The sequence below is a fragment of the Fibrella musci genome (genome assembly GCF_041321105.1).
In the GTDB taxonomy this organism is placed as follows: Bacteria; Bacteroidota; Bacteroidia; order Cytophagales; family Spirosomataceae; genus Fibrella; species Fibrella musci.
The window spans coordinates 441,538-468,194 of sequence record NZ_JBGGWD010000004.1 but is presented as its reverse complement, the minus strand read 5'-3'; the positions used below and the strand labels follow the sequence as shown (position 1 = coordinate 468,194).

Genomic DNA, 26,657 nt, shown 5'->3' with positions numbered 1-26,657 from the left:
CCCTATTACTTACGAGTAAACTGCCACGTAACTTCGCTGGTACGAATTTGTCCTGCTACCACGTTGTTACTTAACGGACAGTTCATGTCGAATACGCAATTCATGAAACGGAGACAAGCATTACAAACGCTGTCGGCGTCGTTGGGGACCATGCTGGTTGTGCCAGAATGGGCCAATGGCTGGAGCCGTCAGTCGCTGGGTACAGACTGCCCCGCAATGGCGGGGTTGCCCAACGCATTCACGGCCGACCAGACCGCGCTGCTTACGGGCGTTGTCGACACCTTCATTCCCGAAACGGATACGCCGGGCGCCAAGTCGCTGGGCGTCGCGACGTTTGTGCAGAAGATGGTGACCGATTGCTACGAACCCAAAGCCCAGACAACCCTCGCGAACGGCCTGAACGCCGCCGACGCGCTGGCCCGGCAAACCTACAGCCGATCATTTGCGGAAGCCGATACGGCCCAGCGCATCGACGTGCTGAAACGGATGGAGCAGTCGACCGACGCCGACCAGAAAGCCTTTTACCAGTTGGTGAAAGGACTAACCATCCGCGGGTACATGACCTCGGAATACGTGATGACCAACCTGACGCATTACGAAATGATACCGGGTCGGTACCATGGCTGCGTGCCCGTGCCCGCCAAACCCATTTCCCAAACGAAATAACGCGCTTTACTCGAAGCTATGTCTTATCTGAATATCGACGCTCAGGCCGCCAATACCTACGACGCCATCGTGATTGGGTCGGGAATCAGCGGTGGCTGGGCAGCCAAAGAACTGACCGGCAAAGGCCTGCGCACGCTGGTGCTGGAACGCGGCCGCGACGTGCGGCACGTAACCGACTACCCCACCACCAACATGCAGCCCTGGGAGTTTGAGCACCGCAACCAACTCAGGCAGGAGGTGCGGGAAGCCAACCCGATCATCAGTAAATGCTACGCCTTTTACGAAGGCACCGAACAGTTTTTCGTGAAAGATGCCGAGCACCCCTATGTGCAGGAAAAACCCTTCGACTGGATTCGGGGCTACCAGGTTGGCGGTAAATCGCTGATGTGGGCGCGGCAAACCCAGCGCTGGAGCGACTTCGATTTCGACGGCCCCGCTCGCGATGGCTTTGCCGTCGACTGGCCCATCCGCTACGCCGACATTGCACCCTGGTACAGCTACGTCGAGAAGTTTGCCGGTATCAGTGGTAACAAAGACGGCCTGCCCCAACTGCCCGACGGCGAGTTTCTGCCCGCCCACGAGTGGAACTGCGTGGAGAACTACTTCAGCCAGCAGATGGCCAAAAAGTACCAGAACAGTCGCCCCGTGATCATGGGCCGCGCCGCGCACCTGACGCAGCCGAAGCCGATTCACGCGCAACAAGGCCGGGCGCAGTGCCAGCACCGCACCATCTGCGAGCGGGGTTGCCCCTTTGGCGGCTATTTCAGCAGCAACGCCACCACCATTCCGTGGGCAGCGAAAAGCGGTAAAATGACGCTACGCCCCAATTCGGTGGTGCACTCGATTATCTACGACGAAGGGAAGAAAAAAGCGACTGGCGTGCGCGTTGTCGATGCCAACACGAAGCAGATGACGGACTATTACGCCCGCATCATTTTCGTGAACGCCGCCGCGCTGAACACCAACCTGATCCTGCTCAACTCCACGTCGAGCCGCTTCCCCAATGGTCTCGGCAACGACAACGGCCTGATGGGCAAATACGTCGCCTTCCACAACTACCGGGCGGGCATTTCGGGGCAGTACGATGGCTTTCTCGACAGCACCACCGACGGGCGGCGACCCAACAGCCCTTACATTCCGCGTTTCCGCAACCTGCACAAACAGGAGACTGACTTCCTGCGCGGCTACGCGGCGGGGTTCTCGGCGGGGCGCATCTCGCGCAACAGCCAGGAAGGCATTGGTGCCGACCTGAAAGCCAACCTGCTGACCGAAACGCTGGGCGGCTGGCATGTGGGTTCGCACATGATGGGCGAAACCATCCCGAAAGAAAGCAACTACGTCGCCCTCGACAAGTCGCTGAAAGACCCGTACGGTATTCCGCAGCTCAAAATCGCGGTGGCCTACGACGACAACGACGAGAAGATGGTGAAGGATTACCTGGAGCAGATGACCGAAATGTTTACGGCGGCGGGCTTCACCAACATCCGCACCCGCGACGATAAGCGCAACCCCGGCCTCGACATTCACGAGATGGGCGGCGTGCGCATGGGTAAAGACCCCAAAACCTCGCTGCTCAACAAGTGGAACCAACTCCACACGGTGAAAAACGTCTTCGTGACCGACGGCGCCAGTATGACCTCCACGAGCACGCAAAACCCCTCGCTCACCTACATGGCGTTTACCGCCCGCTCGGCCGATTATGCCGTGAAGGAAATGAAGAAGGGGAATCTCTAGATCACCCAAACAGCCTGCTCCGCAAGGGCGGGGTACCCAGCCATCGCTGCCAGCGAGTAACCGCTTCGGAGTTACTCGCTGGCAGCGATGGTTTTTATGGGCGAAAAGTTTCTTTATGCGTCAATTTGGCCCGGATGCGATGCGATTGCGGTGGCTATTTTTTACATTAGGAATCGCGCCTTATGCGATAGCCATACAACCTGATGAAACCATCTCGACGCCATTTTTTACGCCGGACTGCCCAGAGCGGGCTGGCGGCTTTCTCCGTCGCCAGCCTCCCGACGGCAGCCAAGGCTCTGCTGCCCGATGGGCCAGCCACCAGCGCAGAATCGGCCCGTAGCAAACCCGATCATGTGGTTCGCTCCTTACCCGAAAACATGGTATGGGGTTATTTCGGGACCAACGTACCTGCGGTCTACACGGTCAACGACGGTGATGTGGTCGAAATACAGACTGTCAACCCGTCGGGGGTGAGCCGCACTAACCCGGAGGAGTTTTATACGAAAAACAACCTGCCCATCGACGCCCACGCGCAGGAGGTGATCGCCATCATGAAAAACGTGAAGCCCGAGCCGTCGGGCATTCGCGGCCACATGCTCACCGGCCCAATCGCCATCGACGGTGCCCAGCCCGGCGACACCCTCGAGATTCGGATTCTCGATCTGACCTTCCCGGCGGGTTTCGGGGTCAACAGTGTGTGGCCCGGTGGCGGCGGTATCCCCGACGCGGTTACGAGCCGCGAAACGTTTGTGTACCGCTACGATACCAAACGGAAAGTGGCCTTGCTGAAAGAAGGCGTCGAGATCCCGCTTAAGCCGTTCATGGGCGTGATGGCCCTGTCGCCCCCCGCCGAAACGGGCCGGGTCAGTTCGATTCCACCCGCTTTTTTCGGTGGTAACCTCGACATCAAGCACCTAACCAAAGGCACCACGCTGTACCTGCCGGTGTCGGTAGCGGGCGGTATGTTCACCACCGGCGACGGGCACGGCGCGCAGGGGAATGGCGAAGTAAGTGGCGTAGCTATCGAAACCGCGCTGACCCTCACGGCCAAATTCATCGTACACAAAGGCAAGAAGCTGACTATGCCCCGCGCCGAAACACCCACGCACTTCATTGCCGTCGGGCTCGACAAAGACCTCAATAAAGCCATGAAAAACGCCCTGACCGAGGCCGTTACGTTTATGAAAGACGAGTTGGGCTTTACGTTCAATGAAGCCCTGTCGATCGCCAGCACAGGCGTCGATTTTGAAGTGAGCCAGGTGGTGGATCAGACGCTGGGTGTGCACGCCATGATCCCGAAGGCTATCTTCACAAAACGCAAATTCAGCTACTGGAGCTAGTTTCCGGTCCAAACCTATAAGGTCTCAAAGACCTTATAGGTTTACACAGACAACAAATTACGCGGCTTCGAGGGCGGCCACATCGAGTTTCGACATTTTCATCATCGCCGCCATCACCCGCTTCGCTTTCTCAGGGTCTTTATCCAGCAACAACTGGTCGAGCCGTTCGGGCACAACCTGCCACGACACGCCGAATTTGTCTTTGAGCCAGCCGCACGGCCCCGGTTGGCCGCCCTCCGTCAGTTTCTCCCAATACGAGTCAATTTCGGCCTGCGTCTCACAGGTAACGAGCAGCGATATGCCTTCCGAAAAGCCAAAAGTAGACCCGGTGTTGAGCGCATAGTAGGTCTGTCCGTGCAGCGTAAACACGACCGACATGACCGTGCCTTTCGGCAAGTGACCCTCCTCGTTGTAGTAGCTGATGTGCTTGATTTCGGAACCGGGAAAGATGGCTACGTAGTGTCGTACTGCTTCTTCGGCCTCTTTGTTGTAGGCCAGAAACGTGGTGATCTTGCTCATGTTGTTTACTGGTTTGGTTATAGCACAAAGATACCCTTGCCTGTTGCCAGCCGGGGAGGGTGAATGCGCCAGCCTGACGGGGGCTTTGCGACAATGTAGACGGCACGTACCTGGCCCACCGGTCCCTTCCACACCGAACTGATGTTGGCGAATTCCACCCTCAAAAAAAAGACGCTGACCGTTCGGGTCAGCGTCGATAGGATAGCCAGCAAAGTCAATCACCACGTACCCGGATCGTCGGCGCTGGGGCCGTAGCTGCCGGGAATCGGGATATCGAGCAGGCGCAGGTACACACCCAATTGAGCGCGGTGGTGCGTGGTCTGCGCGAAGGCGTGGCGGATAGTCTCGCCAACTGTATCCGTGCTATAAATCGTGTCGCCGTTACGTAACGTCCAGGTTGGGGTCAGGTCGGTATCGGTGGCGGCACTCAGAGCAGTCCGCCCCTCAGCCAGCGACTTCTCGAACAGCGCCAGCAACTCGGCGTTGGTCTCGATGGGCGTCGGCGCGTAGGGCATCGTGGCAAAATCCAGCCCGTCGGTATGCAAAGCCAGCGCAACCCAGGTCGGGATTTCGGCGATATGAACGGCCAGGTCGCGCATGACCATGCTTTTGGGATGCGGCCGCCAGTCGAGTTTGTCGTCGGGTATGCGGCTAAGCATCTTACGGGTGGTGTTGGCTTCCAGGTCCATCTCCTTCAGCAGCATCGGGATCATTGACATAATCGGGTTGTGTTTAGTACCAACCCAAAGGTCCACGCCGACACTGACAGCCTTATGTCAGCAGGGTTTGCCTACTTCACAAAAAACTGGTCGAGAAACTGGTAGCGGGCGCGGTTGGCCTCCACATCGGGTTTGGTCGTCACGTCGATGCGCATAAACGGGGCCGGTTGCCCTGCTTTCACCGCGTCCCACTTCGGCAGGCCCGTTCCGTTGGGGTTACCTGTTTTGATAAAGTTGGCGAAGTAATCCTGCATCGTCTTCGACACGGCGTAATCGTCGGGCGTCCACTCATACACCTTGTTGCTGCCCAGATTACCCATCGCGTACTCGATCTCGGCCGAGTGCACGGCCCCCTTGGGTTGTGGCGGTCTCGGGGCGGCAGCGTCGTTACTCCTGACTACGCCACCGGCCAGACCCGCCGTGGCGTTACCCATTTGGGTCGTCATGGCAGGTCGCGGACGGGCATACAGATACCGGTACACGGGCTTGCCGCTCGTCTGGCTTTGCAGGTCGATCCATTTCCAGGTGCTGAAGCCAATGAAGCGGTCGCCCGCCAGATCAGTCGCCACCTGCTCAACGGCCGCGTCGTCGGTCGCGGCGTAGGCCTTCAGCGCGTCGGCGGCTTTGTCGTTATATAGTTTTTGTACAGCAGCCGTGTAGTTGGCTACCGTGGGGGCATTTCCCTGCCCCAGCAATGCTCGGCCATTCATCTCTTCCGAATTCCAGCCCGCCAGCAACGGCACCCGCGCCTGCTCGCCCGCGGCAAAAATGGCCGCTACCGATTTCGGGAAGAAATAACCATCGATGCAGGGACTGAATCGCCCCACCCCGGGCTTACTCGCATCGGCCAGCAGTTTATCGGCCGGAAGCGCACGCAACGCCTCCAGGGTGGTAGCCCCGATATTTTCACCAAATTTCTTACCCGCCGCTTCGGCATCGGCCAGACTCACGGGCGACAACGTACCCAGCAGCGAGCCGCTTTCGCCAATAGCGCCAGCCATGAGGTTTTTCGACAAGGGCGAGGCCATCTGTGCACTCACCGACACCGAACCGGCCGATTCGCCCGCGATCGTTACCCGTTTGGGGTCGCCACCAAACGCCGCGATGTTCCGCTGTACCCACGCCAGCGCCGCCTGCTGATCGAGGAAGCCATAGTTACCCGACGCTTTGTGTGGCGATTCGGCAGTCAGTTCGGGGTGAGCCATGAAGCCGAAAACGCCCAACCGGTAGTTGACCGTGAGGGCCACGATACCCCGTTTGGCCATACTTTCACCGTCGTAGCGCGGCTCCGAACCATCGCCCGCCATAAATCCGCCGCCGTAGAAATACACCAGCACGGGCAGGCCGTCTTTTTTGCTCGGTTTGGCGGGCGTCCAGACGTTCAGATACAGGCAGTCTTCGCTTACGCCGTTCGACCGAAAATTCATATCGCCGAAAATCGGGAGTTGCATGGCGCGGGGGCCAAACTGGGTAGCCTGCCGCGTCCCTGACCAGTTCTGGGGCGGTTGCGGCTCGCGCCAGCGCAGCTTGCCCACGGGTGCCTGGGCAAACGGAATGCCTTTGTACGCATACACGCCGCTGGCTTCCTGGGTACCTTCCAGCGGTCCGTTGGCTACGCGCACCACCGGCCGCGACTGGCTCAGGGCGGCGTGGCTGATCGTCAAACAGGTCAATACGACCCATCCTATTCGTTTCATGATTATTATCGGTTTAGCTATGCAGTAACAATTATCGTTCAGGGTCGTAATATTGAGCATACGTACTAGAACAAGACCACAAACGGCCCCTTTAACCCCATGAAAGCCATTCAGCTCACCGCTCTCCATCAACCCCTCGCGCTAGTCGATTTACCTGACCCAACACCCGGCCGGGGTGAAGTCATCATCGACCTGCGCGCCGCCGCGCTGAACCACCGAGACGTGTTTATCCAACAAGGGTTGTACCCTGGCATTATACTGCCCAGCGTGCCCGGTTCCGACGGGGCGGGCGTCATCTCGGCGGTGGGTGAGGGTGTCGACGCATCCTGGCTGGGGCGTGAGGTGATCATCAATCCGGGGCTTAACTGGGGAAACAACCCGGCTATGAACAGCCCACAGTTCAAGATTCTGGGTATGCCCGACGCAGGTACGTTTGCCGAGAAAATCGTGGTACCGGCCAGCCACGTACACGGCAAACCAACGTACCTGACGTTCGAGCAGGCCGCCGCCCTGCCACTGGCGGGCCTCACGGCCTGGCGGGCGCTCATGAGCCGCGCCGCCCTGAAACCCAACCAAAGCGGCCAACCCGAACGCGTCCTGATAACGGGAGCCGGTGGCGGAGCCGCCCTCTTCGCGATTCAGTTTGCCGTAGCAGCCGGGGCCGAGGTCTGGGTAACGGCGGGTTCGGCCGAGAAGCTGGCCAAAGCGGAAAGTCTGGGCGCCAAAGGGGGCGTGCTGTACAAAGAACCCGATTGGCATAAAACCCTGCTGGCGACCGTGACCAACGGCGACAAGGCGCTGGCCAAGGCAGGTTATTTCGACGTGATCATCGACAGTGCGGCCGGGCCCGACTTCAACAAGCTGACGCAGGTGGCGGCGGGTGGTGCCCGTATTGCCCTTTTTGGCGGCACCACCGGCAAAATCAGCGACGTACTCCCCTCCGCGATCTTCTTCAAGCAACTGAATATTTTCGGCACCACCATGGGCAACGACGCCGAGTTTGGCGCGATGCTGGCCTTTCTGGAAACGCACCGCCCCGAGCCGGTGATCGACTCGGTACGCCCGCTGGCCGACGCGCAGGCCGCCTACGACCGCATGAACGCGGGCGAGCAGTTGGGCAAACTGGTGCTGAGTATCTAGGCCACCGGTTGCGGCGCGGGACCGAGCAAATCCCAGAGATTGCCATATAGATCGGCAAAAACAGCGACGGTGCCGTAGGCCTGCTCGACGGGCTCACGCACAAACCGGACGCCGCGCTGCCGCATCTGCTCGTAGTCGCGCCAGAAATTGTCGGTTTGCAGAAAGAGAAACACCCGGCCGCCCGCCTGATTGCCCACGTAGGTACGTTGTTCGTCGGTGCTCGCTTTTGCCAGCAGCAGGTTGCAGCTCTGGCCACCCGGCGGCGACACCAGCACCCAGCGTTTGTCCTGTTCGGGCAGGTACGTGTCTTCGATCAGGTCGAAAGAAAGCGTTTCGGTGTAAAACCGAATGGCCTCGTCGTAGTCATTCACGACAAGAGCCACATGAGCCAGGCGCTGTTGCATGGGGAAAGTATGTCCAATGTTTAACGTTCAAGCGGCCCGCCGCCGCGGGTCCAAAGTTGGCTGACGCAAGCCAGTTGTGCGTCCGTTTACGTTGAACATTGGACGTTGAACATTGGACGTTGGACATTGAACGTATTTTTGTCTTAATGACACTGCTTGCCATCGAATCTTCCTGCGACGAAACCTCCGCTTCGGTACTAACCGACGGCCGGGTGCTGTCGAATATCATTGCGACTCAGCTTATCCATCAGCAATATGGCGGCGTGGTGCCTGAACTGGCCTCGCGTGCGCATCAGCAACACATCGTGCGGGTAGTCGAGGAGGCGCTCACGGTAGCCAACGTTACCAAGTCGGAGCTGTCGGCGGTGGCCTTCACGCGCGGGCCGGGGCTGCTGGGGGCGCTGCTGGTGGGGGCGTCGTTTGCCAAAGCGCTGGCCCTGGGGTTGAACATTCCGCTCATCGAAGTCAACCACATGCAGGCGCACGTGCTGGCTCACTTCATTCAGGACAGCCCCGAACAGCCCATTCCGCCTTTCCCCTTTCTGTGCCTGACCGTCAGCGGGGGGCATACCCAACTGGTGCGCGTCGATGGGCCGCTGGACATGCATGTTATCGGGCAGACGCAGGACGACGCCGTGGGTGAAGCCTTCGATAAGTCGGCGAAGCTGCTGGGTCTCCCCTACCCCGGTGGGCCGCTGATCGACAAGCACGCGCGGCAGGGTAACCCGCTGGCGTTCCGCTTCCCGATGACCGACATGCCGGGCCTCGACTTTTCGTTCAGCGGCATCAAGACGGCGATCATGTACTTTCTGCGCGACCACACCCGCCAGAACCCCAACTTCGTGGCCGAGCATCTCGACGACATCTGCGCCAGCATTCAGCATACGCTTATTCAGATGCTGCTCACCAAGCTCACCCGCGCCGCGCAGGAAACCGGCATCCGCCACATTGCCATTGCGGGGGGCGTATCGGCCAACAGCGGCCTGCGCCAACGCCTGACCGACCTGGCCGATCAACAAAGCTGGACGGTCTACATCCCCGATTTCGCCTACTGCACCGATAACGCCGCCATGATTGCGATGGCCGCTTATTTCAAATACCAGCACCACGATTTCGTCGGGCAGGACGTCAGCCCCCTACCGCGAATGGAATTGTAACAATTCACTGTCCACTGTTCACTGTTCACTGTCCACTGTTCACTGTCTTCAGTCCCCCATGCACCTCGCTCAGATCAATATCGCCCGTCTGCTGGAACCGCTCGACTCGCCATTGATTGCCGATTTTGTCGCCAATCTTGATCCAATCAACACGCTGGCCGAGCAAAGCCCCGGTTTTGTATGGCGGCTGAAAGACGATACCAACAACGCCACCGACTTTCGTCCCTTCGGCGATGACCTGCTGATCGTGAATATGTCGGTTTGGGAAGACATCGATACACTCCGGGCGTTTGCCTTTCAGACCGCCCATTCCGACATCATGAAACGGCGGCGCGAATGGTTTTCGCGGTTCCCAACGGCCTATCTGGCCCTGTGGTGGATACCTGAAGGGCACGTACCCACCATCGACGAAGCCAAAGAGCGATTACAGTCGCTTGATGCGCACGGCGACACCCCTTTCGCCTTTACCTTTCGTAAGCTATTTCCGCCCCCAACCGCTTCCTGATAGCCATGCAGCTCCAATCCATTACCCTCTACCCGATCAAATCGCTGGGCAGTGTCTCGGTCAACGAAGCCCAGATCGACGCCAAAGGCCTGCGCTACGACCGCCGGTATATGCTCGTCACGCCCACCACGGGAGGCCGCCCCGGTACGTTCATCACGCAACGTACCCAGCACTACATGGCACTGATCGACGTAGCAATGGACGAAGCCGCCAACGAACTGTACGTCTGGCACCGGCACGCGCCCGACGACGTGCTGACGCTGCCGCTTGTACCCGGTGACGCCAACCTGCTGGGTACGTTGCCCGTCACGATCTGGGCGAGCGAAGACGTACCCGCCCGGCTGGTCAGCGCGGAGGCCGACGCGTGGTTTAGCCGGGTACTCGGCAACGACTGCCAATTGGTTTACATGCCCGATGCCACTCAACGCGCCGTAACGTCGGGGCGGGTGAAGGCCGCTGGTGACGTCGACAAGGTGGTGAGTTTTGCCGACGGACTGCCGATCCTGCTGGCGACCCAGTCGTCGCTCGATGAACTGAACCGCCGGGCCGAACAGACGCTGAGCATGGCCCGCTTCCGGCCCAATCTGGTGGCGGGTGGTCTTTGCTGGCCGCACGACGAAGACACCTGGGGGGCTTTCCAGATTGGCGATGCGCTGTTTTATGGGGTAAAACCCTGCATCCGTTGCGTGCTCACGACGATCGACCCCGCCACGGGCGAGCGCGGCACCGAACCCCTTAAAACGCTGGCAACCTACCGCCGACACAACAACGCCATTCTGTTTGGCGAAAACGTCATGCCGGCCCGCAGCAGCCTCGGCCAAACCATCCGCGTGGGCGATGCCATCGCGGTTCAGCAGCGCAAAACACCCTGGTTACCCGTGGGCGTCTAACATCCTTTCCGTTAGCAGGCCAACTATTTTCGATCGCGTGCAACGCTGGCCGTTTTGGTGCGTCATTGTTACAGAATTGACCCTAAATCCGGCTACAGCATCTGCGGTGGCCTTTTCCCGAAGGAAGCGATACTGTTGGCAACGTACCCAGCTCCCGACCTGATCACGGCTTTAGTCGAACGCTGCCGCAACGGCGACCGACGGGCCCAGTATGACCTCTATGGCCGCTATGCCAAGGCGATGTATAACGTCTGCCTGCGCATCGTGGTGCATCAGGCCGAAGCGGAAGACGTGCTCCAGGAAGCCTTTCTGGATGCGTTTACGAACCTGCATCGGTTCCGGGCCGAAAGCACGTTCGGTGCGTGGCTGAAGCAGATCGTCATCAATCGGGCCATTGGGCATTTGCGCAGTCGTCGGTTGCTGCTTGTCAGTGCCGAAACCGTTGCCGAGGGCGACCTCGACCGCCCCGACCATTCCGACAGCCTCGATGAAGAAGCCATCGAGTGGGACGTCGAGCGCGTTCGGCAGTGCATGACCACCCTGCCCGAAGGGTATCGGGTGGTGCTATCGCTGTATTTGTTTGAGGGCTACGACCACGAGGAGATTGGCCAGATCCTCGGTATCGGCGAGTCAACTTCCCGGTCGCAGTACCTCAGGGCTAAGAAAAAATTAATGGAACGAATGCATGAAACGAGGTGAACGATAACTACTGACCGACAGGCTGGCGTTGCACGCCTAATCAGCACACCAGTCCATCCATTACCCAGCGTTTACTGTTTATCATTCAGAAAATGGATCTCGAAAAATTCATACAGAACAACCGGGCGGCGTTTGAACAGGACGGCCCCTCGGCTGACCTCTGGCTCCGCATTGCCGATCAACTACCCGATGACTCCGGTACCGACGACGCGCCAACCGCCGACGTACCTGGCCCAACGGCGCCGTTGATCGGCTTATCCAACAACGTACCTAAATCCAGGCCCGAGCAACCCTTCCGGGCGATGCACCGTACTACTACCGGAGTGGGGGCGGGGCGCCTGCAGTGGCGATGGGCCGCCTCGGTGGCCCTGTTGCTGCTGACAGGCGCCGGGTGGTGGTTCAACAGCCGCTACGGTGTTACGCAGCAACCCGAAATTGTGGCTATCAGTCCCAGCTACGCCAAAGAGGTGACGCACTACGCCAGCCTCATCGACGACAAGCAGGACGAACTTCGCCAGCTGACCAAATCGAGCCCCGATTTGTACCAGCAATTTTCGGGCGATCTGAAAAGCCTGGAAACCAGTTACGAATCGCTGAAAGCCGATTTGCCCCAAACACCCAACCAGGACGTGCTGATTCAGGCCATGATTCAGAACCTGCAACTCCAGATCGACCTGCTCAACGAACAGCTGCGCGTGGGTAAACGCCTCAAACAACAAACCACATCGACCAATGAACCGCCTGCCAAACCGATTTAACCTGCTCGCCGTCTGCCTTTTGGCCTCGGCAGCGGGCTATGCACAGACTGAGCCGGCAACGCTGCCCCCTCTCCCACCGACCCCACCCGATCGGATCGCCGCCTATGCCGTTACGCCATCGCCTGCCGCCCCCTATTCCGTTCAGGAAGTGGTGCAGGAGCGAACCGAACTGCACCGACGGCTCATCAAGTCTTACGCCGTAACGGCCAGCGATGTGCTCTCGATCGACAACCATTTCGGCGACGTAACTGTATCGCACTGGGATCGGAGCGAAATGCGCGTCGAAGTAGTGATTACGTCATCGTCGGAAAATGCCGACCGGGCCAAACGGGCACTAGAAGCGGTCACGATCAACGAAGACCACAAAGACAACGCCCACGCCTTCAAGACCAACATCGCCGAGGCATTCAGCGGTGGCTGGAAAAAAGGCGATCGCACCAATTTCCTGCGGGTCGATTACCGTATCGCCATGCCCAGGGCCAATGGGCTCACCATCCGAAATAAGTTTGGCAACGTAAACATCCCCGACTTTTCGGCGCCTTTGGCCGTTGAGTCTCAATTTGGCAATATCTACGGTGCCGCCATGACCAACCCCGCCACCACCATCAACGCCTCGTTTGGCAACGTATCGATCCGTGACGTGCAGAATGGCAAGGTGAAAATGGAATTTGGCGACCTCGACATCAGTTCGGGCAATGTGCTGACAATAGTGCAGAATTACGGCAAACTCCGCATTGGCGAAACCAACCGCGTCGACGTGAACATGAGCTACGCCGACGCCATCATCGGGGCTATCCGGCAATCGGGTAAGCTCAACATGAACTACACCAAGCAGTTCCGGCTCGATCAGCTCCCTGCCTCGGCCGATCAGCTGGAAGTGAACGCCAAATTTTCGTCGGTGGCGCTGCCGGTGCAGACCCAAACCCACTGCGATTTCGACATTACCGTCACCAACGGCGGTTTCACCTACCCCACGTTACCCAACCTGCACCTCATTTCGCAGCCCGGTAGCGCACAGGCCGCCCCCCGCGCTGGCAAACGGCAGCAATATGTGGGTCGGGTTGGCGCAGGCGACGGCCCCCGTATCCGCGTCGTGTCGGTCTTTGGCGATGTAAAGTTTAAATAGCGTGGGTCACGGAGCGCGGGGGTAGCTGGGATGGTGGGGTACTACAATAGCATCTCGCTTTTCCTCCACGTCATACCGCTTTCCGCGCTATCCCATGCCATCCCTGCGCCTCGCCCCAAGCCCCCACGCTTTTTTTATCCTTTCCGACTAAACTGGTAGGGTTTCGTAGTTGCTAAATTTATCTTTGTAGCTGTCTACTTTACAGTTTGGCTGTTTCGTTGTGTATGTATCTGTTTAGCATTGGCAGAACAACAGACCAACGTACCCAAGGCAGACAAACAACAATTACAACCCTATCACGTGGCATTAATTAAATCCATCTCCGGTATCCGGGGAACCATTGGCGGGCGCACAGGCGAAGGCCTCACCCCGCTCGATGTAGTGAAGTTTACGGCTGCTTTCGGCCAATGGCTACTTAATGGACAGCGAGGGCAACCTGGCCCACATACCGTTGTGATTGGTCGGGACGGGCGCTTGTCGGGGTCGATGGTCTCGCAACTGGTAGCCGCCACCCTTCAGGGCATGGGTATCAATGTGCTGGATTTGGGCCTGTCGACCACCCCCACCGTCGAGATGGCCGTTCCTGGCGAAAAGGCCATTGGCGGTATTATCCTGACGGCCAGCCACAACCCCATTCAGTGGAACGCGCTTAAACTGCTGAACAGCAAAGGCGAATTCATATCGGGTGCCGATGGCGAAGAGCTGCTGGCCATTGCCGAAGCCGAGTCGTTCACCTTTGCCGAAGTGAAGAAACTGGGCCAATACCGGTCCGATTCGGCCAGCGATACGTCGTGGCTGCAAAAACACATCGACCAGATTCTGGCCCTGCCGCTGGTCGACCGAGATGCCATCGCCAAACGGAATTTTAAAGTTGTAGTCGACGCCGTCAACTCAACCGGCGGGCTGGCCGTTCCGATGCTCTTGACGGCGCTGGGCGTAGAGCAGATCACCAAGCTGCATTGCGAACCCACCGGCAACTTTGCCCACAACCCCGAGCCACTGCCCGAAAACCTCACCGATATTCTTAACGCTACCCGCCGCGACTCACACGACCTGGGTATCGTGGTCGACCCCGACGTAGACCGGCTGGCGTTTATTTGTGAAGATGGGTCTCCGTTCGGCGAAGAATACACGCTGGTGGCCGTAGCCGATTACGTGCTCAAAAACAGCCCCGAAGGTCGCCGTAACACGGTTTCAAACCTTTCCAGCACCATCGCCCTGCGCGACGTAACCCAGAAACAGGGTGGGCAGCATTTTGCCTCGGCGGTGGGTGAGGTCAACGTCGTTGAGATGATGAAGGAAAAAGACGCGCTGATCGGTGGCGAAGGCAACGGCGGCATCATCTTCCCTGAACTGCACTATGGCCGCGATGCCCTCGTTGGGATAGCGCTGTTTCTGAGCCATCTGGCCCGTTTCGGCAAGTCGGCTTCGATCCTGCGCCGTATGTACCCCAACTATTACATCTCCAAGAATAAGATCGAGCTGACGCCCAACATCGATGTCGATGCCGTGTTGGATAAGATCAAGGCCAAATACGCCCGCAACCCCGTCAACACGGCCGACGGCGTGAAGATCGAGTTCGATAAAGAATGGGTACACCTGCGTAAATCGAATACGGAACCCATCATCCGTATCTATTCTGAGTCAGACACGCTGTCGACGGCCGATTACCTCGCCAACAAAATCATTTCTGATATTCGGGAGGTCATTGCCGATAAAATGTAGATTTCCGTTTAGTTTGCCGTTTGAGGTCTAACGGTTGCTGTTGCTATAGCCAAATCAACGTCAACTGTAGCCCTCAAACGGCAAACTCTTTTTCCCCTTATGACACCAACTTCATCCCAAACCCTTCCGACTAAAACCGGCCACCCGCCTGGCTTGTACATCCTTTTTCTCACCGAAATGTGGGAACGGTTCAGTTACTACGGGATGCGGGCCATCCTGCTGTTATTCCTGATCGACAACGTGCGCGGGGGAATGGGCCTGAGTGCTACCGAAGGCGGGGCCATCTACGGCATCTACACCTCATCGGCCTATCTGTTGCCGGTGGCGGGTGGCTGGATCGCCGACAACTTTCTGGGTCAACGCCGGGCCATCTGGTACGGAGGGATCATTATTATGCTGGGGCACCTGATTCTGGCCATTCCAGGCGGTACAGCCCTTTTTTATCTGGGGCTGGTTACCGTAGCGTCGGGAACGGGACTACTCAAACCAAACATTAGCGCCCTTGTAGGTGAACTCTACCCGGAAGGGGGTGCGCGCCGCGATGCCGCTTTTTCAATTTTTTACGTGGGCATCAACACCGGTTCCCTGCTGGGTATCACGGTGGTGGGTTATCTGGGCCAGAAAGTGGGGTGGCATTACGGCTTTGGTGCGGCGGCCGTCGGGATGCTACTGGGCCTGATCGTGTTCCGCACGCAGGGCGAAAAATACCTGACTACCTTGGGCTTATTCGACGCCTCACGGGTTCGGGAAAAGTCGTCAGATGCTAAAGGCAACCGCAGGGTCTGGACGTTTCTGGCAGTGCTGGTGCTGCTGCTGGGTACGTTGCAGTTGACGGGTCTGCTCGACCTAACCACCGCCGTAGGGCTGGCTCAGGCCATGGGTATCTTTATTCTGCTCATTGCGATTGGGTACCTGGGCTTTATCCTTTTTGCCAGTGACCTCACCGTCGAGGAAAAAAAGCGCGTTGGTGTATTGTTCGTCTTTGTGCTGGCGTCTGCCGCTTACTGGGCCGGCAACGAACAGCAAGGATCATCGCTGCAAATTTTTGCCGACCGCTTTACCGACCTCGACCTGTTTGGCTTTACAGTCCCGTCGAGCTGGTTCCAGAATCTGAACCCTGCGTTTATCCTGACTCTCTCCCCGGTGCTGGCCGGCCTCTGGATTTTCCTAGCGAATCGCAATATCAGCTACCCCGCTCCTGCCAAGATGGCGACGGGACTACTTTTGTTGGGCCTGGCCTATCTAGTGATGGTAGTTGCTGCCAAAGAAGCCCTGACCGGCACACGCACTACGCCACTCTATCTGGTTGTCACGTACCTGTTTTTCACCCTTGGTGAACTGTTTATCAGCCCGGTAGGCCTGAGCGCCTCGTCAAAACTAGCTCCCAAGCGATACGCCAGCCAACTGATGGGAATCTGGTTTATCGGCTCCTCACTGGGTAACCTGATCGCGGGCCTGTTTGCCAGTGGTTTCGACGAAAAAAACGTGCAACAGATGCCCAATTTGTTTCAGAGCGTGTCTACGTTCTCGCTGGTGGCCGGCGCAATCATGCTGGTGCTGACCAAACCGTTACGGCGATGGATGGGCGGCGTTGAATAACGCCTAATTGGTAAAAAGAAAAAATGCCGACCCGGTGGTTCCGAGGTCGGCATTTTTCATTAGCGTTCTTGAGGTCGGTTCAATATAAGTAGTTCAATAGGCTGGCATAAAGTGCTTCCCAACTTCTTTAATCTGGAGCAATGTAGGCAATACGGCCTGTCCGCGTTCTGATAACCGATACTCCACCCGGGGGGGAACTTCGTTGAAGGATTGCTTTTCGAGCACCCCTAATTCAACAAGCGCTTTCAACTCTTGAATAAGCACTTTTTCGCTCACATCGGGCAGTAGTCGACGTAACTCGCTGTACCGACGTGTCTTTTCTCCCAAATGAAGTAAGATGAACAACCGCCACTTGCCGCAGATAACCTCCAATGCTTTTCTGATAATAAGACGATCCTCTTCGGCCATTAAATCCGGTTGAGTTTTTGCATTCATTGTAACGTACCTTAACTAACCTTTTGGTTTGTAAATGACTGATTTGTAAGCACTTATGCAATTACACAAAGATAACCTTTGTTCCCAATAATCCATTTCTGTCAAAAAGAAACCTACATATTAGGATGGAAATTTAATTTAATATTAACTAATTCATTCAAACTAGCTAGTCAATATTACATGACTGGTCGTAAACAGCTCCATTTCCAGCCATCCTATTCTCCATAAACCTGCCCGGGTAAAAGGGTAACTAACGACCAACGTATAAACGAACCTAGCATTAGCTACTTTTTTATAAATACGGACACTCCAAGGTAATCACCTACTAATTTCGGATATAAAACTGGACATACCATATCAAAACTATAGAAATACTATATTTTCTATAAAACTGTCTTCCGGTCCTAGGGGGAAACCCCATAGTCAGGTAGTTTTGCGCCCACTATGGTACATACTCCCAAAACGCTTATCGTAGTAGCCGGCCCAACGGGCGTTGGCAAGACGGCCTTCTGCGTCCGGTTGGCACGCCGGCTGAACACCGTAGTAGTCTCGGCTGATTCACGGCAGTTTTATCGTGAACTCACCATTGGCACCGCCAAACCCACGCCCGGCGAGTTAGGCGGTATTCCTCACTACTTCATCGACAGTCACAGTATCGACGCCCCCATCAGCGCCGGGCAGTATGAGCGGGAAGCCCTCGCCCTGCTCAACGAGTTGTTTCAGACCTATGATAAGGTGATTATGACCGGGGGCACCGGCCTGTATATCAACGCCGTATTGCATGGCCTCGATGATATGCCCGTGGGCGACGAAGCGCTGCGCGAACGGCTGCAACGTCAATTTGAGGCGGAAGGCATTACGCCGCTACAGAATGAGCTTCAGCGTCTTGATCCTGATTACACAACCCTCGCCGACCTCAACAACACGCAACGCGTGATGCGGGCGCTGGAAGTGAGTATTGTATCGGGGCGCCCTTATTCGTCGTTTCGACGGCGGCAGTTGCCTGTGCGCCCCTTCCAGTCGGTGTTATTTGCCTTGGAGCGCCCCCGCGACGAACTGTATGCGCGTATCGATGCACGGGTGGATGAGATGCTGGCGGCGGGGTTGGTGGATGAGGTACGGGGTCTGACGGCCTACCGCCATACGCCCGCCCTGAAAACGGTAGGTTACAAAGAAGTCTTCGGCTACCTCGACGGCGACTACGACTACGCTACGATGGTCGACTTGCTTAAGCGGAACTCACGCCGCTACGCCAAACGTCAGCTGACCTGGTTCCGCCACCAAAACGACTTTCGCTGGATCAGCCCGGAAGACGAGCCAGAAGGCATATTTAATGTACAATGAATAATGTACGATGTACAATGGGCTGACGCATGCTTCTTTTGCGTCAGCCCATTGTACATCGTACATTATTCATTGTACATTAAATATGCCTAAGCCCTATAGGCCAGCATGCCGCCCTGGAGGTTGCGGACGTTGTTGAAGCCGTTTTCTTCCAGGAACTGTTGGGCGCGCGCTGAGCGGGCACCCGACCGGCAGTGCACGATCAGTTCTTCGTCTTGCAGGCTCTCGATCTCGTCAAGGCGATATGGCAGCTCGCCCAGCGGAATCAACGTGGCTCCAATGTTGTCTTCGGCGTATTCGTTAGGCTCCCGAACGTCGATGATGTTCAGCTTTTCGCCTTTGTCGAGGCGTTCGCGCAATTCCTGTACGGTAATATCCATGTGTATGGTTGGTTAGTTGTGGTTTGTCTGACTAATTACACCCGAGGCACCAATTAGTGGCGAATGATCCATTTTACGGTCCGGGTACGTTCCGCTTCGTTGGTAAAACGGAGCAAATAAAACCCATCGGGTAACTGGCTCAGGTCGGCTTTGGTCTGCGCCGGAGCGAGCGGCATGGTCAGCCAGGTACGTCCGCTCAGGTCAGTAACGTCGAGACGTACCGAGCCAGCCAGCGAGCCGCCCCAGTTGATGGCGCCCGCGCTTGGATTGGGAAACACCTGCGCGGGGGCTTCGGGTTCGGTGGCCGTGAGCACCTCGGCCGGGCCGTTATTCATAATCGGCCGGATCATTAGCGCCCCGGCCCCTTCCGGCCCCGTTACGGCATCCCAGCGCGTACCGAGGTTGATAAACGTGTTGTTCCGGAACGGGCTGTTTCGGTCAAAACCGATCGGAATCGGGGGATCGTCGAGTTGGGCGTAGGCGACGTAAAACGTATCGCGAACGTTAACGGGATTGGTGAAGAGGTAATCGACGAAGCCGTTGCGGACGGTCGCGTATTTGACCGGAAACGTCTGCTGCATCAGCTGGCGCGTGGCCGGGCTGTTGTTGCCCGCATCGTTGAAGATACTGAACGCGATCTGCTGATTTTCCTGATTACGCCGCGTCGGGGCAATGTAGATCCGCACGCCCTTTACGGCATCGGGCAGGTTGTTGACGAACCGCACCGCCACCCGCGCCAGCCGCTGATTAATCTGCGTCGCGATTTCGGCCGATCCGTCGTCGTAGGCGTAGTAGTTGTCGAGCACGGTCACGTTCGAGAGCGTATCGTTGAGCCGAAAATCGATCGGATCAGCCGCCGACACGTTGGTGAGCAACCTGAACTCGGCCTGTAGCACCGCCCGCCCCACCAGATCGCTGGTGCGCACCGTTGGCAGACGCCACGTTACGGCCTGAGCCCCCAACGATGGCACCGATAGCGAGTTGGCCAGCGTATCGCTCTGAAAAACAGTACCCGTTTGCTGATTGCGCAACGTAAACCGGAAGTTCAGCTGGTTGAACCCGGCGGGATCGTTGAAGAGGTTACGGGCATCCGACGACACCGTATCGGCGAGTTCGGTGGTGGCTTTGGCCAGAAACTGCCGCAACGGCATGGCCGAATACCGACGCAGCAGCGGCGATACCGGCCGCCGAATGGCCAGATCGCGCACAAACCGGTCGAAGCGGGTACGTCCCCGGTTCATGTAGATGTAATCGAGGTGCCACTGATCAAATGCTCCCGACTGCCGCCCCCGGCTCCGAAACCGGAACCGAAACGCCGGGTGAAAAAAGAGCGCGTTATCGGCCCTGACCAGTTGCTGCGTGTAATTGTTGTTGACGATACCCCCACTTTCGCCCCACACCTTTTGCCAGCGGCCATCGCTACGCAGAAATTCCAGCGCCAGCGAATCTGAGGCGTCGGGCAGTTCGCCGAGGCCACGCCGTTGCCAGAAAAAACTGATATATACGGAATCCCGCACGCTCAACCCGCCCAGATCGATCGGTAACGACGTGAGTGTATCGGTGCCCCCTTCGGCGTTTTCATTAGCTAAGTCGTAGGGCAATCCATTGGCCCGCAGCCCATCGAACGTCGCGATGTTGGCCGACGGGTGATCGGTCGTCAGCGTATTGTTGATGTACACCCCACTACCAGCTACCCAGCGCGCGGGCGAGGGGGTGAGGGGAGAGGTCGAAAAGTCGTCGAAAAAAGGCAGTCGCAACGTCTGTGCCCAGCCTGTGAGGCTCACCAACACCAGACTGATGACCAGCCCTACCCTACTGATTTGCATCGGTATTACTGTCTAACGGGCCTACAACCCACACATCGACCGACTGCCCAACGCGGATGCGCTCACCAGCCCGGGGTTTCTGTTTGATCACCGTACCCACTTCCTGCTCGGGGTCGTCGACCGGCACCCGCACGCCTACGCGCAATCCGGCGCCCTGAATAGCCGTAGCGGCTTCATCGTAAGGCAGATTGGTGATATCGGGTGTTGGGAAATACACATTTCCTTCGCCATCACCCACCACGAGGTCGATCTTCGTGCCTTTGGCGACGGGCATACCGGCTTTAATTTCCTGCCCGTTGGCATACTGCCGCAACACCTTATTCTTGCCCAGATCGGGTTCGTAGGTCAGGTCGCCCATTACCAGCCCCATCGAACGGATTAGGAGTTCGGCCGAACGGGATGTCAGATCGATCAGGTTGGGCATGGCCAATTGAGGAGCCATACGCTTCACCACGGTGAGGTAGATTTTCCGGCCTTCCTTCACGTTTGACCCCGGCTGCGGATACTGCGCAAAAACCGTCAGCGGAACGCCCCCGGCCACAAACGTGCAGTCGCTCACTTCGTAGCGCAGCTTGCGATCGTCGAGGTAGTTTTCGAGTTCGTCCAAACTCATCTGTTTCAGGTCGGGCACGGTAATCGTCTGCCCGTGGTTGGTCGAGAAGGGCAGGTAGCCAAAGAAAAACGTAAGCACCAGCACAACCGCCAGAGCCAGAATAATGCCAAGATGAATGAACAGATCGGTGCGGGTACGGGTACTCAGTTTTGTCATGTGGTAAAAGTAGCGTTCAAGGCTTAAGGTTCAAGGTCCAAAGCATCGTAGCTGCGTTGACAGTACCATGTGAGGTCTCTACCTTGGACCTTGGCCTTTAGACCTTGAACTTAGTTATACGCCGACAGCATCTTCTTGATATACTTTCCTACGATATCGAACTCAAGATTAACGACGTGGCCGGGGCGCAAATTGCAGAAGGTAGTGTGCTCATAGGTATACGGGATGATCGTTACCCGGAAGCCGTCGTCGTGCGAGTCGAACACCGTGAGACTCACGCCATTAATGCAGATAGACCCCTTCTCGACCGTGATGTTGCCCACGGTGGGGTCATACTGAAAATCGAACAGCCAGCTGCCGTTCATGTCCTGCACGTTCACGCACGTACCTGTCTGGTCGACGTGCCCCTGCACGATATGACCATCGAAACGGCCCGTGGCGGGCATGCAGCGTTCCAGATTGACCAGATCACCCACGGCCAGTTGACCTAGGCTGGTTTTTTTCAGTGTTTCGTCGACCGCCGTCACCGTATAGCTGGTGTCGGTCAGGCTGGTCACGGTGAGGCATACGCCGTTGTGACTGATGCTCTGGTCGATTTTTAGCTCATTCGTGATGGGCGATTCAATATGGAAGGTCAGATTCGTGCCTTCGGAGTCGATGGCCGTTACGCGTCCCATCGTTTCAACAATCCCTGTAAACATTCTCAAAAATAGTCTACAGTTTCCAGTTTTTGCGTTTTCAGCCTTCTGCCGAAGGCAGCCTACCGCAACACCGTGACACTACCCCGTAGCGCGGGCCGATCGGTTTCGGTTCGGATCAGGTACGTATACGTACCGGCTTCTACGGGTATCTGCCGATAGGTGCCGTCCCAGGGTTCGTTGGGTAGGCCCGTGCATTGGTAAACCAGCTCGCCCCACCGGTTAAACACCCGTATGTCGCAATCGGGAAACGACTCGGCGTTCTGAAGCTGCCATACGTCGTTTTGTCCATCCCCATTGGGCGAAAAAGCGGAAGGGATATAGAGCCGATCGACCACCACTACCGTTACCGACGCGGTGGCCGTGCAGCCGCCCAGTACCTCGGCCCGTACGGTGTAGGTTTGCGAATCGACCGGGCTGCACAGGGGGGTAGTGCTGGTTGGGTCGTCCAGATACAGGGCGGGCGACCAGAGCACGGTGGCACTGGCAACACTGGGCGTTTGGGTAAGCTGGCTCGCACTACCCCGCTGAATACGGTAAAGTTGTGGTCCTCTGAGCGCAATCGGCGGAGAGACCTCGGCCCAGCGCGTGGTGGTGTTGAGGCAGCCATTGGCCCCTTTGGCAGTATACACAAGTTTGTGTAGCCCCACCCCAGCCTGCGTAGGATCAAACTGGTTATTGGCCACCCCCGGACCGGTCCAGGTGCCGCTCAGCGGCTGACCAACCAGCGGCAGGGCGTCGTGGCTGGCGCACACGGTCGGCACCGAATCGGCGGTTACGGCAGGCAGCGGCAGTTGTTTTACCAGAAAAGGTTGCGAAAGCGTATCGTTGGCGCAGCGCCCGGCCAGGCTCCGCAACACCGTATAGCTACCGGTTTTCTGGACAGCCAGCGTTGGTGAGTTGGCCCCGTCGATATTACTCCCATCGAGCCGCCACTGGTAAGCCCACTGCGGGTTGGCATCGGCGGTTAGCGTGGCCGACGTACCTGGGCAGATGTTGAGTTCGGTGGTGGTTGCCCCCGCCGCCTGAATAACGGGCACGGGGAGGGGCGTCAGGTTACAATCGACCACGGGCAGCACAAAGTCACGGCGGATAGACCCAATACGCTGCCCATTCCGAAACTCATCGCATTGCACACTAAACAGGTAGTACCCGGCCTTGTTGGCCCGCACCGTCAGTTGCCCCGTGTTGGGATTGATTTGTAAGGCCGGGTTACCCGAAATGGCGCGATCGGCGGCGATGCCCGCCCCCCAGGTGACGAGCGGGTAGTTGGCTCTGGGAGTGCTGCGGCCGTATACTTCACTGGCCGTCGTATAACCCTGATAAGGCGTTACCAGACTATACCGGAGCTGATCACCGTCGGCATCGGTGGCCGTATAGGCAAAAGCCGTGGGTTTGTTGATGCAGATGTATTCGCCGTTGGGTTGCCCAAATACCGGCGATGAGTTGGTGAAGGCCGTGCCGCTCCGTTGCATCGCCGGAAACTCGAGGTAGAAGAGCATTCCGATGTCGGTGGCATTGGCCAGATTCGTGATGGCATTGTCGCGACAACAGCGTTCCCAGACCATGTAATACCCGTCGCCGTCGCCGTAGTCGGTCACGTCGAACTGAATGTCTTTGTAATATGTGCCTTTGAGCGTCCGTAGACTCTGCGACTGAGCGCAGGCGGCGTTGGCGTAGATGATGGGGGTGGATGTCAACAGCGGCAGGGTGATGCTCTCGATCAGGGCCGGCCCCCGCCGTTGGTAGATGAAGAGGGTAATGGTAGCGTCGTTGTTCTGGCTGTTGGAATACACCTCGTTCCAGTACTGATCCATCTGCACCCGGAAATAGCCGGGCTTACCCAATGAACGCATGGTTAACTCGCCCCCGATGATATGCCGGGCCTGCGCCAGAACCGGAAAGAGCAGTACGGTTACGTATAACCATTTCTTCATAATCGTTTATTCTACAGTCACTGTAAATGAGTAGTTTAAATTACTCATCTACATTGGCTATAGAATAAACCGGTAGCGCTATTGTGTACTCTATTTATCTAATGGGCAATTATAGCGCAAATGTTGTTGATCGATGTCTTTACCCGGCAGCCACAACGCCTCGGGTCCGTTTGACTACGTAAGGCGGCAGGCCGCTCTGCGTCATAAACAGGCGCCCCACGTATTCGCCCAGTACCCCAACGAACAGCAGTTGCAGACCGCCCAGCATCGCCACTGCCCAGACCACCAGCTCCCAGGCCCGCACGTCGAACCAGTCGGTCATGTGCGCCATAAACAGCGTGGCGCCGAGCAACAGGCTGGCGCCCATCAGCATCATGCCCACGCCCGTGAGGACCCGCAGGGGCAAAACCGAATAGCCGACCAACACCGTCAGAAAAAGCGACAGCAATTTGCGAAGCGTGTAGTTGGAACGGCCTTCCTGCCGATCATGGTGGGGTACTTCCACACTACCGACGTTGGTGGTCACCCGAAAAATCAGCCCGTCGATGTAGGGATAAGGCCCCTGATACTGAATGATTTCGTCGACAACCTCGCGCCGGATCAGCTTAAAGCTCGACAGGTATAACTCGCGCGGTTTGCCAAGCAGGTACGTGGCCAGGCTGTTAGTGAGTCCACTACCCACGTTGCGGAACCAGTGATGGCGTTTGTCGGCATAATAGCTGTACACCACGTCGTATTCATGGGCTTTAGCAGCTTCAACGAGCGTCAGAATCGATTCGGGCGGGTTCTGGAAATCGTCGTCGATGATGACGGTGAAGCGCCCCGAGGCATAATTCAGGCCACACAACACGGCGTTGAACTCGCCGAAATTGCGGCGCAGGCTAATCGCCCGCACGTTGTCGTACCGATCGGCGAGCCGTTCGCAAACCCACTCCGAACGGTCGCGGCTACCATCGTTGACCAGTACCACCTCGAAATCATAGCCCGACAAACAAACTTCCAGTCGTTCAAGTAAGGGCGTCAGCGTGCGTTCGCTGTTGTAGACAGGGATAATGATACTGAGTTCCATGAATGTTTGCTGATAGAGTCACTTCATATACGCGTTGATGGTTTTGACGCAGTGCGTCACTTCGTCGTCGGTTAGTGTGGGATTTAAAGGCAGGCTTATCACCTCGCGGTGCATCGCCTCGGCAATCGGCCATTCCGTTCCGGGCCAGCCAGTGGAGTAGGCCTGTTGCCGGTAGGGCGGTATGGGGTAATGAATATCGGTACCAATCCCCTGCGTGTGCAGGTACGTTCGAAAGGCGTCGCGTTCGGGGTGCCGCACCACAAACAAATGCCAGGCATCGTCGTCGATCGCATCGGCGGGCGGCAGGGTCAAATCGGGCAGCGTCAGTTCGGTCAGATAACGACGTACCAATTGGCGGCGGCGCGCGTTTTCGGCCTCGACAAACGGCAGTTTTTCCCCTAAAATCGCCGCCTGTAGCTCATCCAGCCGACTGTTGTGGCCGGGTACGTCGTTTACGTATTTCTGTGCCGAACCGTAGTTGCGCCACATTCGCAGTTGCTGAGCAAGGGCATCGTCGTTGGTCGTAATCGCTCCGGCGTCGCCTAATGCACCCAGATTCTTGGTCGGGTAAAAACTAAACCCCGCCGCGTGCCCCAGACTCCCGGCCGGTCGGCCCCGGTACGTAGCGCCATGTGCCTGTGCTGCATCTTCCAGTACACGCAGTTGGTGCCGTTCGGCAAAGGCCAGCAGTGGCGCCATGTCGGTACAGCGGCCATACAGGTGTACGGGCAGAATTGCCCTTGTTCGGCTGGTCAAGGCCGCCCCCAACCGCGCCGGGTCGAGGGTATACGTTTTCAGATCAGGCTCGACCAGCACGGGGGTCAAGCCCGCATGCGTGATCGCCAGCACCGAAGCGATGTAAGCGTTTGCCGACACAATCACCTCACTGCCCGCCGGAAACGCCCAGGCTTTCAGCACCAGGGTAAGCGCGTCTAAGCCGTTGGCCACACCAATACAGTGCCGCACCTCGACGTACCTGGCAAAAGCGTCTTCAAACGCTTTCACCTCTTGCCCCAGCACATACCAGCCCGATTGGGCGACCCGCTGCATAGCCGCCTGAATGCGGTGCTGATGCGGTGCGTTGAGCCGCCCCAGATCAAGAAACGGGATCATGACGAGACAGGCAAAGAAGCATATCGACTGGTCGGATAAGGCTCGTCGATGTAATCGGCCAGCCGATAAGGCTCGTTGGATAAAACCAGCAGCACCGCATCGGCACTAAACTGGTTCATCACGTGCCAGTCGGCGGGTTCCAGAATCAGGCATTTCGCCGGATCATCCAGCCATACGTCCTGCTCCGTTTCTCCGTCATGCGTGTAAACACAGCACTGCCCGGTCACACAAATCAGCGCATTCCATGCCTGATGATGCCGGTGTCCGCCGCGTGTCGCATTTTCGGCCCCGTAGATGTAAAATACGCGTTTGATGTCACCTGGTAGAATGTTATTGTATACGGTTAAACTGCCTGAAGTTGACGTAAATGTGTCCAGATTGACGAGTTTCGCCATTATTTTGGAAGTA

The 26,657-nt window shown here is 57.4% G+C and carries 26 protein-coding genes; 13 read left to right on the top strand and 13 right to left on the bottom strand.

Annotated elements, in window-relative coordinates; all coding sequences use genetic code 11:
* Positions 1-102 precede the first annotated feature (102 nt).
* From ACAW74_RS15170 to ACAW74_RS15160, 3 genes are all read left to right on the top strand, one after another.
* Positions 103-666 carry a gluconate 2-dehydrogenase subunit 3 family protein gene (locus ACAW74_RS15170; protein WP_370699050.1) on the top strand — a complete coding sequence of 188 codons (564 nt, stop codon included), beginning with the start codon at positions 103-105 and terminating at the stop codon, positions 664-666.
* Between the two features lie 18 nt (positions 667-684).
* Positions 685-2,400 (top strand): GMC oxidoreductase, encoded by a 1,716-nt coding sequence (locus ACAW74_RS15165; RefSeq protein WP_370699049.1) that lies wholly within the window; start codon positions 685-687, stop codon positions 2,398-2,400.
* A gap of 203 nt (positions 2,401-2,603) precedes the next feature.
* Positions 2,604-3,740, top strand: a complete 1,137-nt coding sequence (locus ACAW74_RS15160) for an acetamidase/formamidase family protein (protein ID WP_370699048.1) — start codon at positions 2,604-2,606, stop codon at positions 3,738-3,740.
* Between the two features lie 57 nt (positions 3,741-3,797).
* Here the strand turns inward: ACAW74_RS15160 and ACAW74_RS15155 are convergent, their stop codons facing one another.
* The 3 genes from ACAW74_RS15155 to ACAW74_RS15145 all read right to left on the bottom strand — a co-directional run bounded on the left by ACAW74_RS15155 (position 3,798) and on the right by ACAW74_RS15145 (position 6,675).
* A complete protein-coding gene (locus ACAW74_RS15155; protein WP_370699047.1) occupies positions 3,798-4,259 on the bottom strand; it encodes a VOC family protein in 462 nt (153 codons plus the stop codon).
* Between the two features lie 218 nt (positions 4,260-4,477).
* Positions 4,478-4,978, bottom strand: coding sequence for a DinB family protein (locus ACAW74_RS15150; RefSeq protein ID WP_370699046.1), 501 nt, complete (start codon positions 4,976-4,978; stop codon positions 4,478-4,480).
* A gap of 71 nt (positions 4,979-5,049) precedes the next feature.
* Positions 5,050-6,675 (bottom strand): carboxylesterase/lipase family protein, encoded by a 1,626-nt coding sequence (locus ACAW74_RS15145; protein WP_370699045.1) that lies wholly within the window; start codon positions 6,673-6,675, stop codon positions 5,050-5,052.
* 99 nt (positions 6,676-6,774) lie between these two features.
* Here ACAW74_RS15145 and ACAW74_RS15140 point away from each other — a divergent pair, with 99 nt between their 5' ends.
* The gene (locus ACAW74_RS15140) at positions 6,775-7,815 is read left to right on the top strand and encodes a zinc-binding dehydrogenase (RefSeq protein WP_370699044.1); all 1,041 of its coding nucleotides are present in this window, start codon (positions 6,775-6,777) and stop codon (positions 7,813-7,815) included.
* Here the strand turns inward: ACAW74_RS15140 and ACAW74_RS15135 are convergent.
* Entirely contained in the window at positions 7,812-8,219 is a 408-nt protein-coding gene (locus ACAW74_RS15135; protein ID WP_370699043.1) for a VOC family protein, read from the bottom strand. The genes ACAW74_RS15140 and ACAW74_RS15135 overlap by 4 nt on opposite strands.
* A gap of 146 nt (positions 8,220-8,365) precedes the next feature.
* Between ACAW74_RS15135 and tsaD the strand changes: the two genes are divergently transcribed.
* From tsaD to ACAW74_RS15095, 8 genes are all read left to right on the top strand, one after another.
* Positions 8,366-9,376, top strand: a complete 1,011-nt coding sequence (gene tsaD / locus ACAW74_RS15130) for a tRNA (adenosine(37)-N6)-threonylcarbamoyltransferase complex transferase subunit TsaD (RefSeq protein ID WP_370699042.1) — start codon at positions 8,366-8,368, stop codon at positions 9,374-9,376.
* Between the two features lie 58 nt (positions 9,377-9,434).
* Positions 9,435-9,881 carry a DUF3291 domain-containing protein gene (locus ACAW74_RS15125; protein WP_370699041.1) on the top strand — a complete coding sequence of 149 codons (447 nt, stop codon included), beginning with the start codon at positions 9,435-9,437 and terminating at the stop codon, positions 9,879-9,881.
* 5 nt (positions 9,882-9,886) lie between these two features.
* Complete coding sequence (locus tag ACAW74_RS15120) at positions 9,887-10,771, top strand: MOSC domain-containing protein (RefSeq protein ID WP_370699040.1); 885 nt, start codon at positions 9,887-9,889, stop codon at positions 10,769-10,771.
* Between the two features lie 135 nt (positions 10,772-10,906).
* Entirely contained in the window at positions 10,907-11,470 is a 564-nt protein-coding gene (locus ACAW74_RS15115) for an RNA polymerase sigma factor (protein WP_370699285.1), read from the top strand.
* Between the two features lie 92 nt (positions 11,471-11,562).
* Positions 11,563-12,228, top strand: a complete 666-nt coding sequence (locus ACAW74_RS15110; RefSeq protein WP_370699039.1) for a hypothetical protein — start codon at positions 11,563-11,565, stop codon at positions 12,226-12,228.
* Positions 12,203-13,354 carry a DUF4097 family beta strand repeat-containing protein gene (locus tag ACAW74_RS15105; protein WP_370699038.1) on the top strand — a complete coding sequence of 384 codons (1,152 nt, stop codon included), beginning with the start codon at positions 12,203-12,205 and terminating at the stop codon, positions 13,352-13,354. Before ACAW74_RS15110 ends, ACAW74_RS15105 begins: the two co-directional genes overlap by 26 nt.
* 300 nt (positions 13,355-13,654) lie before the next feature.
* Complete coding sequence (gene glmM / locus ACAW74_RS15100; RefSeq protein ID WP_370699037.1) at positions 13,655-15,079, top strand: phosphoglucosamine mutase; 1,425 nt, start codon at positions 13,655-13,657, stop codon at positions 15,077-15,079.
* 99 nt (positions 15,080-15,178) lie between these two features.
* On the top strand, positions 15,179-16,678 hold the full coding sequence (locus ACAW74_RS15095) for a peptide MFS transporter (RefSeq protein ID WP_370699036.1): 1,500 nt from the start codon (positions 15,179-15,181) through the stop codon (positions 16,676-16,678).
* 93 nt (positions 16,679-16,771) lie between these two features.
* Here ACAW74_RS15095 and ACAW74_RS15090 read toward each other — a convergent pair whose 3' ends face one another.
* Positions 16,772-17,113 (bottom strand): winged helix-turn-helix transcriptional regulator, encoded by a 342-nt coding sequence (locus ACAW74_RS15090; RefSeq protein ID WP_370699035.1) that lies wholly within the window; start codon positions 17,111-17,113, stop codon positions 16,772-16,774.
* A gap of 444 nt (positions 17,114-17,557) precedes the next feature.
* On the opposite strand from ACAW74_RS15090, the gene miaA reads away from it, so the two are divergent.
* A complete protein-coding gene (miaA, locus tag ACAW74_RS15085) occupies positions 17,558-18,457 on the top strand; it encodes a tRNA (adenosine(37)-N6)-dimethylallyltransferase MiaA (protein ID WP_370699034.1) in 900 nt (299 codons plus the stop codon).
* An 89-nt stretch (positions 18,458-18,546) separates the two neighbouring features.
* On the opposite strand, the gene ACAW74_RS15080 is transcribed toward miaA, so the two are convergent.
* The 8 genes from ACAW74_RS15080 to ACAW74_RS15045 all read right to left on the bottom strand — a co-directional run bounded on the left by ACAW74_RS15080 (position 18,547) and on the right by ACAW74_RS15045 (position 26,644).
* The gene (locus ACAW74_RS15080) at positions 18,547-18,837 is read right to left on the bottom strand and encodes a rhodanese-like domain-containing protein (protein WP_370699033.1); all 291 of its coding nucleotides are present in this window, start codon (positions 18,835-18,837) and stop codon (positions 18,547-18,549) included.
* A gap of 53 nt (positions 18,838-18,890) precedes the next feature.
* Positions 18,891-20,663 (bottom strand): T9SS type A sorting domain-containing protein, encoded by a 1,773-nt coding sequence (locus ACAW74_RS15075; protein ID WP_370699032.1) that lies wholly within the window; start codon positions 20,661-20,663, stop codon positions 18,891-18,893.
* Positions 20,650-21,432 carry a PASTA domain-containing protein gene (locus tag ACAW74_RS15070; protein WP_370699031.1) on the bottom strand — a complete coding sequence of 261 codons (783 nt, stop codon included), beginning with the start codon at positions 21,430-21,432 and terminating at the stop codon, positions 20,650-20,652. Before ACAW74_RS15070 ends, ACAW74_RS15075 begins: the two co-directional genes overlap by 14 nt.
* Positions 21,433-21,542: 110 nt before the next feature.
* Positions 21,543-22,133 carry a riboflavin synthase gene (locus ACAW74_RS15065; RefSeq protein ID WP_370699030.1) on the bottom strand — a complete coding sequence of 197 codons (591 nt, stop codon included), beginning with the start codon at positions 22,131-22,133 and terminating at the stop codon, positions 21,543-21,545.
* 59 nt (positions 22,134-22,192) lie between these two features.
* Positions 22,193-24,067, bottom strand: a complete 1,875-nt coding sequence (locus ACAW74_RS15060; protein WP_370699029.1) for a T9SS type B sorting domain-containing protein — start codon at positions 24,065-24,067, stop codon at positions 22,193-22,195.
* A 139-nt stretch (positions 24,068-24,206) separates the two neighbouring features.
* Positions 24,207-25,136, bottom strand: coding sequence for a glycosyltransferase family 2 protein (locus ACAW74_RS15055; RefSeq protein ID WP_370699028.1), 930 nt, complete (start codon positions 25,134-25,136; stop codon positions 24,207-24,209).
* 18 nt (positions 25,137-25,154) lie between these two features.
* On the bottom strand, positions 25,155-26,249 hold the full coding sequence (locus ACAW74_RS15050) for a DegT/DnrJ/EryC1/StrS family aminotransferase (protein WP_370699027.1): 1,095 nt from the start codon (positions 26,247-26,249) through the stop codon (positions 25,155-25,157).
* Positions 26,246-26,644: a sugar 3,4-ketoisomerase gene (locus tag ACAW74_RS15045; RefSeq protein WP_370699026.1), complete on the bottom strand. Its 399-nt coding sequence runs from the start codon at positions 26,642-26,644 to the stop codon at positions 26,246-26,248. Before ACAW74_RS15045 ends, ACAW74_RS15050 begins: the two co-directional genes overlap by 4 nt.
* Positions 26,645-26,657 lie beyond the last annotated feature (13 nt).